Raw genomic sequence first — 14,191 nt, forward strand, 5'->3', positions numbered from 1 at the left:
TTCCATCAGATACCAGCGACGTCCGACCAACCGAGAGCGACGCGCCAACTTGGCCCGTTGCGCGAAGCGAGACAGCAAGCAACGCGGCAAAAGAAAAGCCCCGGCGGTTTCCCGCCGGGGCTCTCTGTCAGGTCGTTAGACCGAACTTACCAGTTGCGCTGAGCGCGGAGGAGCAGGGTGATGGTGTCCTGATCCTTGAGCTCGTACACAGCGGCCGGCTTGGCCGTCGTGCCGGAACCAGCGTAACCAACAGTACCGGAGTACTTCTGGTCGAGATGGGTCCAGTTCAGGTCAGCCGAGAAGGTGAGGTTCTTGACCGGGGTCCAGCGGGTGATGATACCGACCTGGCCGATGGCGAAGTCAGGATTACAACCCGTCACACCGGCGAGACCGCCGAACACGCCGCCAGCACCACCGGCGCCGCAGAGCGTGGTCTTGGCCAGCGAACCGTACTGCGCCTGAGCGTAGGCACCGTACAGCGCGGTGTTCCAGTAGGCATCCCAGTTGTGGGTGTAAGCACCACGGAAGCCCCAGGTCTTGACGGTTTCCTGCGCGCCGCCCGTGATGAACACGGTGTCCGGAGCGATGGCGAAGCCGACGCTCTGGTAGGCGATGCCGGAGTTGCCGAACATCGAGTAGCTGCCGCCCGCCAGGTTCTGGAAGTTGTAGCGGGACGCGCCGTCGGTGTAGACGCCCGAAATGTTGATCACGTCACCCGCACCAGTCGGGATGTTCTTGATCGACAGAGCGAGCTGAACAGCCCAACCCCACTTGTCGTCGGGGTGGCCAGTCGGCTCGGTAGCGCCGTAGTAGGCAACGTGGTTGTCATGCGCAGCGACCGACGCCTGGAACAGACCCCAAGCCTGGTCGACACGAACCATACCGACGAGGTTCGGCGAACGCGAGCCGCTGATGGCGTTGGAGCCATAGGAGCCACCGATCATGCCGGCAGCAGTCGCGCCGGTCATGTTCAGGTTGCCGGCCTGGTAGTAGGCCGTCGCGTCTTCAGCCGAGAACGACGCCGTCACGCCCTGACCGAAGTCAGCGGTGTAGGTGAACTGGGCGACACCAGTGACCGTGCCGGAACCGCCGACGAGGCTGTCGAAGTTGTTGCCGGGATAGTTGGTCCAGGGCGCGTCGAACTGCGACACGGCCTTACCCATGGTGAAGCCGGCGAACTGGATGAAGGCGTAGTACACGCCGAGCGAACCGCCCGAGGTGTTGCCGTCGGTGCCGTTGATCGACGAACCAACGAGCGCCGGGGCAGCGCCCGAGGTGTTGAGAGCCAGCGTGCCGCTGTAGGCGGTCGCGCCGGTCGCGCTGCCGGTGCCGGCGTAGTTGCCGGTGGTCCAGGAGAACACGCCGTCGAAGAAGGTACGGACGACGCCGTACTCGGTCGCGGTGCGCGTGTCGATGTTGAGATCTTCACGAGCGCGCATGGTGTAGTAGTTCGTCAGACGATTGCGCGCACCGTTGTTGCCGGTGAGCTGGCCGCTGAAGTCCGAGTTGGTGTTCAGCGCGACTTCAGCGCGCAGATAACCACCCAGCTTGATGCAGGTGTCGGTGCCCGGGATGTAGTAGAAACCGGCGCCGTACAGCGAGCAGATCTTCACGTATTCGACCGCCTTGGCCTTCACGGGGAGATCGGCTGCTTGCGCTCCGCCCACGGCGATCAGACCCGCCGCTGAGCCGAGCAAAAGGCTCTTAACCAACTTCATGTTAAACCTCCAAGTTGCTCTTCAGGGAAGGTTACTGACCGGACGGCCAATTCCCCAACCCCCTTCAAATCACCGCTTTGAGCCTCTTCGCGTCTTCGGACACACCCGCATGAACGCGAGGGACTTAAGCGAAAGACCTAAACGGGACGACCTCGGGATGCCCCCCTCCGTCGCTCAGTCACAATTACCGAACGTCCTTGCACACACAACAACAGAACGCTTCGAAACGGGCCTGAGAAGCTTGTTTTCCGACGGGTGTTGCACAAATAACACGCAGATGTGATCAAGCCGCCCTCGTAACGCATTGTTTTTATTTACTCTTTTGGAGCGGTTCCATCTGCCGTCAAATTTCCCTGCTTAAGACACCGCGGGCGAGATCCAGGCCGCGAGAGGCTTTGACGCACTCGAATCGTGGAATCACAGGGAGACTCAAGGAGAAGGCATCGACCTGCTCCGCGCCTTCCCGGCTGATGGAGGCGCGGCCCCAAAGCGCGTGACACGCACCATCTGTGGATAGCGGGGGTTGTTGGGCAGGCGGGCGGAGACGACACTATTCGAAATTTCGACCGCGGCTCCCGAATCCCTTGATTCTTCCAATCAATACAGCCTCTTACGCGAGCAAATAGGTTCTCTTCGGCGAAATCGTCCCTGGGACGATCCAGCTCGGCGCCCATTCTCGCAACGTTGCGGTCATGCCCCGGGAGCAAACTGCTCTGTTGAGAAAATCGCTGGGAATATTCGAACGAAAACACACGCTTCCAAATTGACCGCCCCAAGCAATTAGATGCATAAGGCTCGCACCGGAGAGGTGGCCGAGTGGCTGAAGGCAACGCTTTGCTAAAGCGTCATACGGTCTCAAGCTGTATCGAGGGTTCGAATCCCTCCCTCTCCGCCACCCAGCAGTCGAATCAATCAGGGTTTATGCGTCCGCTCACCTGAAGGTAGTCGTGAGGGCTCGCGCGAAAGCCTGGCGCAAGGATCGGCGCTGCAGACTCGCCTCGATTCGCACCGTCTTATATGTGTGGGTGAGTGCTTGGGTCTGCGTCTAGCCGTGGAACCGCCAGATCCGCCAATGCGAGGGCGAAATCAGCACCGCCTCGCCGGCCCAGACGTTGTACCAGACGCCGGACCTGCGCCGGCACGGAAACGACCAGGGCAGAATCCCCGTCTTGTGTGGGCGTCCGAGTTCCAGATCGCACTCATCGGGAGCGATCTGAATCGGCAGCCATCGTTCATCGGTGTCGGGCTCGTTCATGCCGTCACCGGTCTTATGTGGCGACACGACATAAAGACTTGATTCAGCGCAATCAGGCCCACCCGTGCGAACACGGGTGCGGATGCGATGCTTGGTTCAGTGCGTGGAGACCCACGCCCTCGCCTCGCGCTGCGCGGCCGAGATCTCGGCCTCCGACATCTGACCGGCGACTTCCTGGCGCATCGTCACGGCGTCCTTGCGACCCTTCAGGGCGGCGAGGTTGAACCATTTGTGCGCGGCGACGAGATCGACGAGCCCGGACCGGCCGCTCGCCCAATAGATCCCGCGCTCGAACAGCACGTCCGACAGCGCGGTCGCGTCGATCGGCGTTGCCGTCTCCAGATCGAAAGTACCCTGAAACATAACGCATCCCCTTTTTTCTTGTGCCTTGCTCCCCCGAGCGCGGCTCCCGTCCAACTCTGATGTGCATGACCCTTCCTGGGACCGTGCACTGTTCAACTCATCCCTTGGTCTTCCCGACCAATGCCGTTTGCCGGCTTGTTGGAGGTGATGATGGCGGGCAAATTTGAATGGCAGTTTAAGTATCGCGATGAAGCAGACGTAAACGCGAGCGCGCGGCGCCGGCGCGCAGAATTCAAGAAGTCCCTGATTTGCAGGCACTTCCGCGATTCGTCAGATTTGGTTTACCCTGGGATTTTGGGACATCGATAACCATCGCGCGCGGTGGGACGCATCCCGTGTCGTTACCACGCGTCGTCGGCAGCCACGCTCCGCCACTGTCCAGGCTTTCGCCGGGACCCGTCGTCCTGGAGCGCAGAGACTACAGCGAAGGCGGCAGGCGGATGACCGGCATTCCCGGGACAGCCATGTCGCACGAGAAGCCGCGGCGGTCTCGATCGCCCGGTCGACGCCCGGCGATGACAGCGCGAATGGCGGAAGCGGCGTGCGAGCAGCGCGCAATCAGGCCGCAGCCCTCATGAGCCCAAGGTGGAGCGGCCAGCGCAACGATCACGCCGTGGTCGGATCAGCAATGTGGGGAAAAGGAAATGCCGGCAATACCCCGGCCTCAGGAGAACGAGGGCGTCGGCGAACACGTCAGGACCAGATTCCACTTTGACCGCGAGGCTACTCGTGAAATTGCAGAACCGGAGAACCGGCCCCGCACCGAACGAAGAAAACTCGTTTCTTCTGCCGGACCGCAAAACAGAACGGTCCGACCGTTGACCTGATGTCTCGCCGACACCCTCTATCGTCGACCAGAACCTCCAGGAGGCGCTGATGACGTGCCGGCTCTCGAGGAGCCGGCAACTTCAGAAGCGAAGTTACTTCTTCTTGGCGACCTTGCGGGTCTTCTTCGCAGTCTTCTTCACTGCGCTCTTCGCCTTCTTCGCCTTCTTTGCCTTCTTAGCTTTCTTGGCCATGTTGCCCTCCGATGTGTGAGATGGCTTAATCGCTGCATGCATTCGGGGATCGAGTGCACACTCATCCCGAATACACCAACACAACGAAAAAAACAGCGTCTCGCTTAAAGAAGTGTTGACGACGCAAGACGCGTGCGCTTGGCGAGCGCGATGCAAGCACGCTGCACGACGTGTTTGCACGATCGCGCGGAGTACCCGCATCGTCGACGTCCGCGAGAGATGCGATTGCAGAAAACTCTATGCAGCAAGTATTTTCCTGCACGCGCGCATCGCGCACGATCGACCCGACGGTGCGCATCGTGATGGTCGAGATCACCTTGCAAAGGCGTTTCGCGGACTCTGAGTCGCGATTTTTGGCAACGAAAATATTTTCATGATTAATGGCGCGAGCGCTGGTCGGAGCGTCTGCGAGCCGCCGTTTTGCGCGAATCGCGTGACGGCGATTCGGCCGTCGCGTCGCCATCAATGGGATGAAGTTTACCGCCGAGGATGCGCGCGAGCGTCGCATCGAGGAACGAAAACGAGGTGACGAACTTGTCCGTCACCTCGTTCGAACGTGCGACGTCAGACGCCGAGCTTCGACTTGAGCAGGTCGTTGACGCTCTGCGGATTGGCCTTGCCGCCGGACGCCTTCATCACCTGGCCGACGAACCAGCCGAGCGACTGCGGCTTGTCCTTGACCTGCGCGGCCTTGTCGGGATTGGCCGCGATGATGTCGTCGACAACCTTTTCGATCGCGGAAATATCCGTGACCTGCTTCATGCCGCGGCTTTCGACCAGCGCGCGGGGATCGCCGCCCTCCTGCCAGACGATCTCGAACAGATCCTTCGCGATCTTGCCGGAGATCGTACCCTCGCCGATCAGGTCGACGATCCCCGAGAGCTGCTCTGCGCTTACCGGAGAGCCCGTAATATCCCGGCCTTCCTTGTTGAGACGGCCGAACAGCTCGTTGATCACCCAGTTCGCCGCCATCTTGCCGTCGCGCGCGCGGTTGCCGAGCTTGTCGAGCACGGTCTCGTAGAACACCGCGCTCTCGCGCTCGGCGACCAGCACGCTCGCATCATAGGCCGAGAGGCCGAGATCGGCGACGAAGCGCGTCTTCTTCTGGTCCGGCAGCTCCGGCAGCTTCGCCTTCAACTCGTCGACGAATTGCTGGCTGAATTCGAGCGGCAGCAGGTCGGGATCGGGGAAGTAGCGATAGTCGTGCGCCTCTTCCTTGGACCGCATCGAGCGCGTCTCGCCCTTGCCGGGATCGAACCGGCGCGTCTCCTGCTCGATCTGACCGCCGTCCTCCAGGATCTCGATCTGGCGCCGCGCTTCATACTCGATCGCCTGGCCGATGAAGGTGATCGAGTTCATGTTCTTGATCTCGCAGCGGATGCCGAGCGGCGCGCCGGGCTTGCGCACGGATACATTAACGTCGGCGCGCAGGGATCCCTTCTCCATATCGCCGTCGCAGGTGCCGAGATAGCGCATGATCGAGCGTAGCTTGGTGACATAGGCCTTGGCCTGCTCGGCGTCGCGGATGTCCGGCTTCGAGACGATCTCCATCAGCGCCACGCCACAGCGATTGAAATCAATGTAGGACAGCGACGGCGACCGGTCGTGCAGCATCTTGCCGGGATCCTGCTCCAGGTGCAGCCGCTCGATGCCGATGGAGACACTGCGGCCGCCGTCGAGATCGACGATCACCTCGCCCTCACCGACCACCGGCGACTTGTACTGGCTGATCTGGTAGCCCTGCGGCAGGTCCGGATAGAAATAGTTCTTCCGGTCGAACACCGAGCGCAGGTTGATCTGCGCGTTGAGACCAAGCCCGGTCCGGACAGCCTGCCTGACGCATTCCTCGTTGATGACGGGCAGCATGCCCGGCATCGCGGCATCGACCAGCGACACCTGCGCGTTCGGCTCGCCGCCGAACGCGGTGGACGCGCCGGAGAACAGTTTCGACTTCGACGTCACCTGGGCATGGATCTCCATGCCGATGACCACCTCCCAGTCACCGGTGGCGCCCTTGAGAAGCTTGTGCGTGGCCGTGCTCATGTCGTGCTCCCGAGCAGCGTGGCAGCGATCCGCTCCCACTCCGCTTCCAATGAATCCTTTGCAGCGGGCTGGCCGGCCTGGCGGTACCAGTAGCCGGCATTGCCGAGATCGCCTTCGACGCGGTGCAGGTAGGCGTGCACCCAGGCGGCGTCACGGCTGTTGTCGTCCTGGACGATCCCGTGCGCCTGCTCCCAATCGCCCTTGGCGGCCCACCACAGACCTCTCAGCGGCGCGTTCAGCCCAGGCGCGGGCGCCGCGCCGTCGAGGCTCGCGATGAAAGCGGCGGCATTCACCACCACCTCGCGGGCGTGAAGCGGCCGGCCGCCTGCTCGATCACCTCGCCGAGCGAGAACAGCGTCTCCTCCTCGAACGGACGGCCGATCAATTGCAGGCCGAGCGGCAGGCCCTGCGCGTCCTTGCCGGCGGGCACGGCGATGCCGGGCAGGCCCGCCATGTTCACGGTCACCGTGAAGATGTCGTTGAGATACATCTCCACCGGATCGCCGCCGCCCTTCTCGCCGATGCCGAAGGCCGCCGACGGCGTCGCCGGCGTCAGGATCGCGTCGACGCCCATGGCGAAGCAATCCTCGAAATCCTTCTTGATCAGCGTGCGCACCTTCTGCGCGCGCAGATAATAGGCGTCGTAATAGCCGGCCGAGAGCACATAGGTGCCGATCATGACGCGGCGGCGGACCTCCGCACCAAAACCTTCGGCGCGGGTGTTCTCGTAGAGCTCGGTGATGTTCTTGCCCTGCTCGCGCAGGCCGTAGCGGACGCCGTCATAGCGCGCGAGGTTGGAGGACGCCTCCGCCGGTGCCACGATGTAATAGGCCGGCAGCGCGTATTTGGTGTGCGGCAGCGAGACCTCGACGAGCTCGGCGCCGGCCGCCTTCAGCCATGCTGCGCCCTCGCTCCAGAGTTTTTCGATTTCGGCCGGCATGCCGTCGAGACGATATTCCCGGGGGATGCCGATCTTCATGCCCTTCACGGACTTGCCGATCGCGGCCTCGTAGTCAGGCACGGGGATGTCGACCGAGGTCGTGTCCTTCGGGTCATGACCGGCCATGGAGCGCAGCAGCATCGCCGCATCGCGCGTCGTACGCGCAATGGGACCGGCCTGATCGAGCGAGGAGGCAAAGGCGACGATGCCCCAGCGCGAGCAGCGGCCATAGGTCGGCTTGATGCCGACGGTCGCGGTGAACGCGGCCGGCTGGCGGATCGAGCCGCCGGTGTCTGTCGCGGTCGCCCCCATGCAGAGCAGCGCCGCCACGGCCGAGGCCGAGCCGCCGGACGAGCCGCCCGGCACCAGCGTGGTGTTGCTACCCTCGCGCCGCCAGGGATTGCCGACCGGACCGAAGCACGAGGTCTCGTTGGCCGAGCCCATCGCGAACTCGTCATTGTTGAGCTTGCCGAGCATCACCGCGCCATCGCGCCACAGCTGCGAGGTGATGGTGGACTCGTAGGTCGGCACGAAATTGCCGAGAATCTTCGAGCACGCCGTCGTGCGCACGCCCTTGGTCGCGAACAAATCCTTGATGCCGAGCGGGATGCCGGCGAGCGGGCCGGCATCGCCCCTGGCGATCTTCTCGTCCACGGCCTTGGCCATGTCGCGCGCCTGCTCCGGCGTCTCCATCACGAAGGCATTGAGCACCCGCGCGGCTTCGATCGCGCTCAGATGCGCGTCGGTCAGCTCGAGGGACGTGAAAGTCTTGGCCGCGAGACCCTTGCGGGCCTCGGCGAGCGTCAGCGATGTCAAATCGGTCATTTATTGATCGGGCTGCAGAAGAACGGAGACAGGGTCTTGTCGTTGGCCGGGTCGTCTTTTTTCTTGGCGGCGGCGTTCGCGGCAGCCTCGATCTCGTCGAGCACGGCATTGACGGCGACGTTGGGATCGGCAGCCTTGCCCTGCCGCTCCATCTTGTCGAGATAGTTCATGTAGGCCTGATAGGCCTTCTCATCGTCGCAAAGCATGCACATGGCACAGGTCCTAGAACTCTTGAATTTGACGCGTTTTCTTGACGCGAACCGGCATCCACTTCGCTCGAAAACGCTATGCCCTACTCGACGACCTTCGGCACCAGGAAGAAGTGACCTTCGGTCGCCGGCGCGTTGGCAACGATATCGTCGGCGATCCCGCCGTCATCGACCACGTCCTGCCGCTTCTTCATCTGCATCGGGGTGACCGAGGTCATGGGCTCCACGCCCTCGACATTGACCTCCGAGAGCTGCTCGACAAAGGCGAGCATGGCGTTGAGCTCGCCCTGCAGATGCGGAACCTCGCCCTCGGAAACCGCAATGCGCGCCAGATGCGCGATGCGGCGGACGGTAGCGGCGTCGACGGACATTATATAAGGCCTCTCACGGCAAAACCCATGTGCCGTATAGCAGAGGCCGGTTTTGCGCCGCAACCGGGTGACTGGCCTTAGCCAGCCAGCGCTTTCATGCGGGCCAGCGCCGATTTGGCAAAATCCCGGGTCAATTCGGCCGCGGGGACCTCGCGGCCCAGCGCAACGGCCTGGCCGGCCCAGAGATTGGTGAAATCGACCCTCCCCTGTTTTTCGGCAGCCGCCTTCAGCGGCCCCAGCGCCGTCGCGGCGTGGGGAAACGGCGGTGCGTCCGGCGAGATCGGGCCGGCTTCGCGCATCAGCCGGTTCTGGACCCCCCGCGCCGGTCTTCCGGTCATGACATTGGTGATCACCGTGGAATCGTCCCGCGCTTCAGCCAGCGCCTTGCGTCCTCCCGGCGAGACCTTGGATTCCGGACAGCGCAAGTAAGCGCTGCCGATCTGCACGCCGGCGGCGCCGAGCGCGAAGGCGGCGGCGATGCCGCGCCCGTCCGCGATGCCACCGGCCGCGATCACCGGCACCTTCACGGCATCGGCGACCTGCGGCACCAGCGCAAACGTGCCGGGTTGCTCGGAGATCTTGTCGGTCAGGAACATGCCGCGATGGCCACCGGCTTCGGCGCCCTGCGCAATGACGGCATCGACGCCGTGCTGTTCGAGCCAGATGGCTTCCTTTACCGTCGTCGCCGACGAGATGACGATGCAGCCGGCCGCCTTGACGCGCTTGAGCAGCGCCTGCTCCGGCAGGCCGAAATGGAAGCTGACGATTTCGGGCTTCAGCTCCTCGACGACCTCGCAGAACGCCGCGTCGAACGGCGCGCGGTTGGCCGCGGAGATCGGCGCAGCGGGATCGAGACCATGCTCGGTGTAATAGCCCGTGAGCCGCTGCTTCCAGCGCGCTTCGGCCTCGCCCGTCAGCTCGACCGGGGTGTGGCAGAAGAAGTTCATGTTCACCGGCGCCTTCACGCGCTGGCGGATGATGTTGACCTGTTCGCGCGCCTTCTCCGGCGACAGCATCGCGCTCGGCAGCGAGCCGAGCCCACCGCCCTCTGCCACGGCGATCACCAGTTCCGCATCCATCACGCCGGCCATCGGCGCCAGCACGATCGGAAGTTCGGTCTTGAAGAGGTCGATCAGTCGACGGTCAGGCCACATCATATTTCTCGCTCGTTGTTTCCCTACCCTGCCCTGGAGGGGGAGGATGAAAGAACCTGCGTTGCTCCCGCGGAGTTTCTCCGTCCGCCAAGCAACTGCTCTGCTTCAATCGCAATCCGCTCGACGATATCGGCCGCCGGTGGAATATCATGGATCAGGCCGACCGCCTCCCCGGCAAACACGGCGGCGATCTCGAAATCGCCAGCCATCTTGGCCGCGGCATAGTCCCTGGCAATCTCGTCCGCGCGCTGCAAGAGCTCCACCTCGCGGCCGGTCCAGCTCCTGATATGGCTGTTGACCAGCGTTCGTGCGGTGAACGGAGCCGGCCAGAACAGCTTTCGCGACCAGTCGGGAACGATGCCGCGCACCGTGTCGTTGCTGCCGGCGTCGCGGATGCGGAGCTTGGCCTCCTCCGCGCCATTGGCTTCCACGCTCGCATAGAAGCGCGTGCCGACCAACACGCCCGATGCACCCAGCATCATCATCGCGGCAAGGCCCCGGCCGTCGGCGATCCCGCCCGCCGCGACGACAGGCACACGTCCCGCGGCGAGATCGACGATCGCAGGCACGATGTCGACGGTGGTACGCGATGCGCCATGACCGCCCGCTTCCGTGCCTTGCGCGATCAGGATCTCCGCACCGGCATCTAGCGCTTGCTTGCCCATGTCCTCGGTTTGCACCTGGCAGATCAACCGCGCGCCGCTGGCCTTGATCCGCGGCGCGAACGGCGCGACATCGCCGAACGAAAGCATGACCGCCTGTGGACGCGCCTCGAGCGCGATCTCGAGCAGCTCGGGTTGCTTGGCCAGGCTCCACGTGATGAAGCCGATGCCGAATGGCGCAAAGCCCTTGAGCTCCCTGGCCTCTGTCTCAAGCCGCGTGCGATCGCCGTAGCCACCGCCGAGGATGCCGAAGCCGCCGGCTTCGCTGACGGCACGGGTCAGCCGGCTGCCGGCGATCGTATCCATGGGCGCCGACAGGATCGGATGCCTGATCCCGAGAAGCTCCGTCAGCGGCGTGGCGATCGGCAATGAATCCTCCCACTCTGGACAAGGAGATTAAGCGCAAATAACATTCTCCAAAATTGAATTCTTACGAACGCAGCCATCACAAATTTGAAACGACCAAGGAAACTGAGATGGAACTCGGCGACCTCAAGACCTTCGCGACAGTCGCCCGCACCGGTGGCATCACCCGCGCGGCGGAAGAACTGAACACCGTGCAATCCAACGTCACCCAGCGCGTCAAGGCGCTCGAGGCGGAAATCGGCACGCCGCTGTTCGAACGCCACAGCCGCGGCATGACGCTGGCCGGCGCCGGCAAGCGCCTTTTGCCTTACGCGCAACGGATGGCCGCGCTCTCGCACGAGGCGGTGCTGGCCGCGCGCGACGACGGCGAGCCGAAGGGACCGCTTGCGATCGGCTCGATGGAGACGACCGCGGCGGTGCGGCTGCCGCCGCTGCTCGCCGATTTCCACCGCCGCTGTCCCGCCGTGCGCCTTTCCTTGCGTACCGCACCGACCGCCGACCTCGTCGCAAGCGTGCTGGAAGGCGCGCTCGATGGTGCCTTCGTCGCAGGTCCGATTGCGCATGACGACCTTATTGCGACGAGCGCCTTCCGCGAGGAGCTGGTGCTGGTCAGCGCGCGGCGCTGGGCTTCGCTTGCCGAACTGCGCGCCGGCACGCCGGAGTCCGGCCCGACCGCGCTGGTGTTTCGCACCGGCTGCACCTACCGCCAGCGGCTCGAGCAGATCTTCGTCGAGTTCGGCTGGCCTTCCGCCGCACGCTTCGAGCTCGGCACCCTCGACGGCATGATCGGCTGCGTCGCCGCCGACATGGGCGTGACGTTGTTGCCGCGCGCGGTCGTCGAACGCAGCGCGATGAATGGCACCGTCTCGATCCACGCCCTGAGCGCCTCGCATGCGCGGGTCGAGACACTGTTCATCCAGCGTCGCGCCGGACATCAATCCAGCGCGCTGGCCGGCTTTGCAGCCTGCCTGAAAACCGACGAGGACGTCATCGCAGCCTGACGCGGTGACGCCGCGCCAGGCCGCGCTGTTCTAGAGTCGAATGTCCTCATAGGACTCGATCCGCCGCGGGCCGACCGAGGTGGCCTCGTGCGAATCCGCATCAGCGAGATTGCCGAAATCGAGCTTGGTCAATTTCGCGAGGTCCGCGATCGAGACCTGGAAGACGCTGACATCCTCCTCCGACATCTTCTCGCGCAGATCCACCTCCTGGATGCGATCGATGTCCATGATCAGCTTTCGCTGGCTCATCAGGAAGGCCGCCGCCTTGAGCGCGTCGCCATCCTCGTTGCGCCGGATCAGGATCTTCCAGAAATATTTCGGAATCTGAACGCCGCCGAAGCTCGGGTCCTTGTGCGGCCGACCGGCCGGGTTGGGCAGATCGGAGCCATCGGCATCCGGCCCGTCGAACACCGGACCGTTCATGACGATGCCCTTCTCCTCGCCTTCGAGCAGGACATCGCGCGTGTAATCCTCAAGTCCCGCCCAGAGCTGCTTGCCCTGGTTGAACGAGAAGAACTGCGGCGAGCAATTGGTGAAGTGGAAGGAATCGTCACCATGCTGCTTGGCCGCGGCGACGGTGTCGCCCCAGGTCGCGTCCAGCCGGCGCACGAGATGGCCACGGTCGAACGGATTCTTGGTGCGGTCCGCCTCGAGGGTGGCCTGCTTGCGGTAGAACTCGTCGCCGATCTGGGCATCGTCGTCGATGCGGGGATCGCGCAGCCAGGAATCGCCCTCGCGCTTGCCGACGTCCTGTTGCTGCCCGCCGTCGATATTGACACAGCTGAAGAAGGCGAGCCGGCGCTGCTTGTTCATGACGACGCTGTAGTTGAAATATTTCAGCTCGGACTGCCTGGAGTTCCCCTTGAGCGTCGCGATCCCGGATTTGAGAGCGGCCGGAATCGTCGGCAAGGGCACCGAGAATTTGCCGGTACCGAGAAAATTCGGCTTGTATCCGGGACGCGATTTCAGCGTGCTCTGATCGATATGCACGGCCTCCATCGGCAGGCCGTTCGCACTGATGTTTGACGGGAGGCCGACCGGCGGGGCGAGCAACGGCTTGCCGCCGTTCTGCATGACGCCGTTCGGGCCTTTTCCGTTGCCCCCCGATGGACTCGGCAGGGGTGCCGGCGGCGCGAACGGAATGTCCTTCCTGAACGTCGGCAACGGCACCCGGATCGGGACCACCAGTGAGGTTCCGTCCAGGGACTGCTCGACCCAGAAATTGGCGCCGAAAGCAGGCGCGTCCACCGTCGGCCGGGCCCTCTCGACCTCGAGCCGGGCCGGCGGCTCTTCCTCGTCCAGCACCGGCTTGATCAGGGGATGGGAGCCGACGGCAACCTTGAGATCGGCGACGATCGCGCTGATGCGGATGCCTTCATTGGCCACCCAGTCGATCAGGGATTCATCCATCGACGGCTTCCATACCTTGCCGTCCTTGGTCAGGGTGCGGCCCTGCGAATCCTTGCGGGGAACGCCGCTGTGATGCAGCGCGACCACCTGCCAGAAGCGGTTGAATGCCGGCGAGCCCGACGATCCTGCCGTCGTGTCGGTGTTGTACCAGAGGAAGTCGCCGACATATTTGAGCAGCTTGTTCTCGCGCACGCAGACCTGCTTCATTTGCCCGCTCGGATGCTGGACGATGGTGAGGTACTCGCCGGGATCTGCCTTGCCGGGCGCGCCGCTGAGCGGCAACCATCCCCAATCCTCGAGCTTTTCCCCGCCGGACAGCGAGGTCGGCGCCACCGCGACGATCGAGAAATCCAGCCTGTCATTGGTGTAGAAGAACTTGCCCGGCTCGAGGCCGAACCGCACCGGCACACGCTCCTGTCCCGCGATGTCGAGTTCGTAGTTGAAATCGGCGATCGAATTGGCGGCGTCGGCCGGATTGCCGAAGACATGATGGTTCGTCAACAGCAGGCTCGGCCCGATCAGAAAGCCCGAGCCGTAGCCGAGCAGGTTCGACTTGAGATCCCTGAGCTGAATGCGGCAGACCGAGCGCGCGGCGGCAGTCCCCTTGGCGAGATAGTTGATGCTGTCGAGATCATTGCCCTGGATGATCCGCTCCAGGCCGATCTCGGCCTTCTCCACGTCCTGCGTCTCGGCCAGCAGCTGGCGCTGGCGCACGCGCATCTTTTCGACGGTCATCTCGATCGGACCGTCGCCCAATTTCCGGTTCAAGGCTTCAGGTGAGAATTCGGCTTGCTTGAATCGTCTTTCTGAGCCCGCGATCAGGCTTGGCTTGATGAGCATTGTGACCTCTCAAAT

At 63.5% G+C, this 14,191-nt stretch carries 13 protein-coding genes and 1 tRNA gene; 2 read left to right on the plus strand and 12 right to left on the minus strand.

Going from position 1 to position 14,191, the window contains the following annotated elements:
• Nucleotides 1–146: 146 nt before the first annotated feature.
• The gene (locus CIT40_RS19415; protein WP_094891868.1) at nt 147–1,718 is read right to left on the minus strand and encodes a porin; all 1,572 of its coding nucleotides are present in this window, start codon (nt 1,716–1,718) and stop codon (nt 147–149) included.
• A gap of 802 nt (nt 1,719–2,520) precedes the next feature.
• Between CIT40_RS19415 and CIT40_RS19420 the strand changes: the two genes are divergently transcribed.
• Nucleotides 2,521–2,613: transfer RNA gene (locus tag CIT40_RS19420), tRNA-Ser, on the plus strand.
• A gap of 150 nt (nt 2,614–2,763) precedes the next feature.
• Here CIT40_RS19420 and CIT40_RS19425 read toward each other — a convergent pair.
• The 10 genes from CIT40_RS19425 to CIT40_RS19470 form a co-directional block, all read right to left on the minus strand.
• On the minus strand, nt 2,764–2,973 hold the full coding sequence (locus CIT40_RS19425) for a hypothetical protein (protein ID WP_094891869.1): 210 nt from the start codon (nt 2,971–2,973) through the stop codon (nt 2,764–2,766).
• Between the two features lie 96 nt (nt 2,974–3,069).
• The gene (locus CIT40_RS19430; RefSeq protein ID WP_094891870.1) at nt 3,070–3,336 is read right to left on the minus strand and encodes a hypothetical protein; all 267 of its coding nucleotides are present in this window, start codon (nt 3,334–3,336) and stop codon (nt 3,070–3,072) included.
• 1,396 nt (nt 3,337–4,732) lie between these two features.
• Nucleotides 4,733–4,900 (minus strand): hypothetical protein, encoded by a 168-nt coding sequence (locus CIT40_RS19435; RefSeq protein ID WP_162307574.1) that lies wholly within the window; start codon nt 4,898–4,900, stop codon nt 4,733–4,735.
• Between the two features lie 19 nt (nt 4,901–4,919).
• Nucleotides 4,920–6,398 (minus strand): Asp-tRNA(Asn)/Glu-tRNA(Gln) amidotransferase subunit GatB, encoded by a 1,479-nt coding sequence (gene gatB, locus CIT40_RS19440; RefSeq protein WP_094891872.1) that lies wholly within the window; start codon nt 6,396–6,398, stop codon nt 4,920–4,922.
• Nucleotides 6,395–6,697: a hypothetical protein gene (locus CIT40_RS19445; RefSeq protein ID WP_094891873.1), complete on the minus strand. Its 303-nt coding sequence runs from the start codon at nt 6,695–6,697 to the stop codon at nt 6,395–6,397. Before CIT40_RS19445 ends, gatB begins: the two co-directional genes overlap by 4 nt.
• Entirely contained in the window at nt 6,688–8,163 is a 1,476-nt protein-coding gene (gene gatA, locus CIT40_RS19450; RefSeq protein WP_094891874.1) for an Asp-tRNA(Asn)/Glu-tRNA(Gln) amidotransferase subunit GatA, read from the minus strand. Before gatA ends, CIT40_RS19445 begins: the two co-directional genes overlap by 10 nt.
• Nucleotides 8,160–8,375, minus strand: a complete 216-nt coding sequence (locus CIT40_RS19455) for a hypothetical protein (protein WP_014494728.1) — start codon at nt 8,373–8,375, stop codon at nt 8,160–8,162. Before CIT40_RS19455 ends, gatA begins: the two co-directional genes overlap by 4 nt.
• A gap of 80 nt (nt 8,376–8,455) precedes the next feature.
• On the minus strand, nt 8,456–8,743 hold the full coding sequence (gene gatC, locus CIT40_RS19460; RefSeq protein WP_036025530.1) for an Asp-tRNA(Asn)/Glu-tRNA(Gln) amidotransferase subunit GatC: 288 nt from the start codon (nt 8,741–8,743) through the stop codon (nt 8,456–8,458).
• A 77-nt stretch (nt 8,744–8,820) separates the two neighbouring features.
• Complete coding sequence (locus CIT40_RS19465) at nt 8,821–9,897, minus strand: NAD(P)H-dependent flavin oxidoreductase (protein ID WP_094891875.1); 1,077 nt, start codon at nt 9,895–9,897, stop codon at nt 8,821–8,823.
• 23 nt (nt 9,898–9,920) lie between these two features.
• Nucleotides 9,921–10,928 carry an NAD(P)H-dependent flavin oxidoreductase gene (locus CIT40_RS19470; protein WP_094891876.1) on the minus strand — a complete coding sequence of 336 codons (1,008 nt, stop codon included), beginning with the start codon at nt 10,926–10,928 and terminating at the stop codon, nt 9,921–9,923.
• A gap of 107 nt (nt 10,929–11,035) precedes the next feature.
• Between CIT40_RS19470 and CIT40_RS19475 the strand changes: the two genes are divergently transcribed.
• Nucleotides 11,036–11,926 carry a LysR family transcriptional regulator gene (locus CIT40_RS19475; protein WP_094891877.1) on the plus strand — a complete coding sequence of 297 codons (891 nt, stop codon included), beginning with the start codon at nt 11,036–11,038 and terminating at the stop codon, nt 11,924–11,926.
• A gap of 30 nt (nt 11,927–11,956) precedes the next feature.
• On the opposite strand, the gene CIT40_RS19480 is transcribed toward CIT40_RS19475, so the two are convergent.
• Nucleotides 11,957–14,104, minus strand: a complete 2,148-nt coding sequence (locus tag CIT40_RS19480) for a DNA/RNA non-specific endonuclease (protein WP_162307576.1) — start codon at nt 14,102–14,104, stop codon at nt 11,957–11,959.
• Nucleotides 14,105–14,191 lie beyond the last annotated feature (87 nt).

Source organism: Bradyrhizobium amphicarpaeae (genome assembly GCF_002266435.3).
In the GTDB taxonomy this organism is placed as follows: domain Bacteria; phylum Pseudomonadota; class Alphaproteobacteria; order Rhizobiales; family Xanthobacteraceae; genus Bradyrhizobium; species Bradyrhizobium amphicarpaeae.

Coding starts and splice junctions, on each gene's coding strand:
- gatB (WP_094891872.1), bottom strand. CDS start 6,398: ATGAGCACGGCCACGCACAAGCTTCTCAAGGGCGCCACCGGTGACTGG.
- CIT40_RS19475 (WP_094891877.1), top strand. CDS start 11,036: ATGGAACTCGGCGACCTCAAGACCTTCGCGACAGTCGCCCGCACCGGT.
- CIT40_RS19465 (WP_094891875.1), bottom strand. CDS start 9,897: ATGTGGCCTGACCGTCGACTGATCGACCTCTTCAAGACCGAACTTCCG.
- gatC (WP_036025530.1), bottom strand. CDS start 8,743: ATGTCCGTCGACGCCGCTACCGTCCGCCGCATCGCGCATCTGGCGCGC.
- CIT40_RS19430 (WP_094891870.1), bottom strand. CDS start 3,336: ATGTTTCAGGGTACTTTCGATCTGGAGACGGCAACGCCGATCGACGCG.
- CIT40_RS19425 (WP_094891869.1), bottom strand. CDS start 2,973: ATGAACGAGCCCGACACCGATGAACGATGGCTGCCGATTCAGATCGCT.
- gatA (WP_094891874.1), bottom strand. CDS start 8,163: ATGACCGATTTGACATCGCTGACGCTCGCCGAGGCCCGCAAGGGTCTC.
- CIT40_RS19415 (WP_094891868.1), bottom strand. CDS start 1,718: ATGAAGTTGGTTAAGAGCCTTTTGCTCGGCTCAGCGGCGGGTCTGATC.
- CIT40_RS19455 (WP_014494728.1), bottom strand. CDS start 8,375: ATGTGCATGCTTTGCGACGATGAGAAGGCCTATCAGGCCTACATGAAC.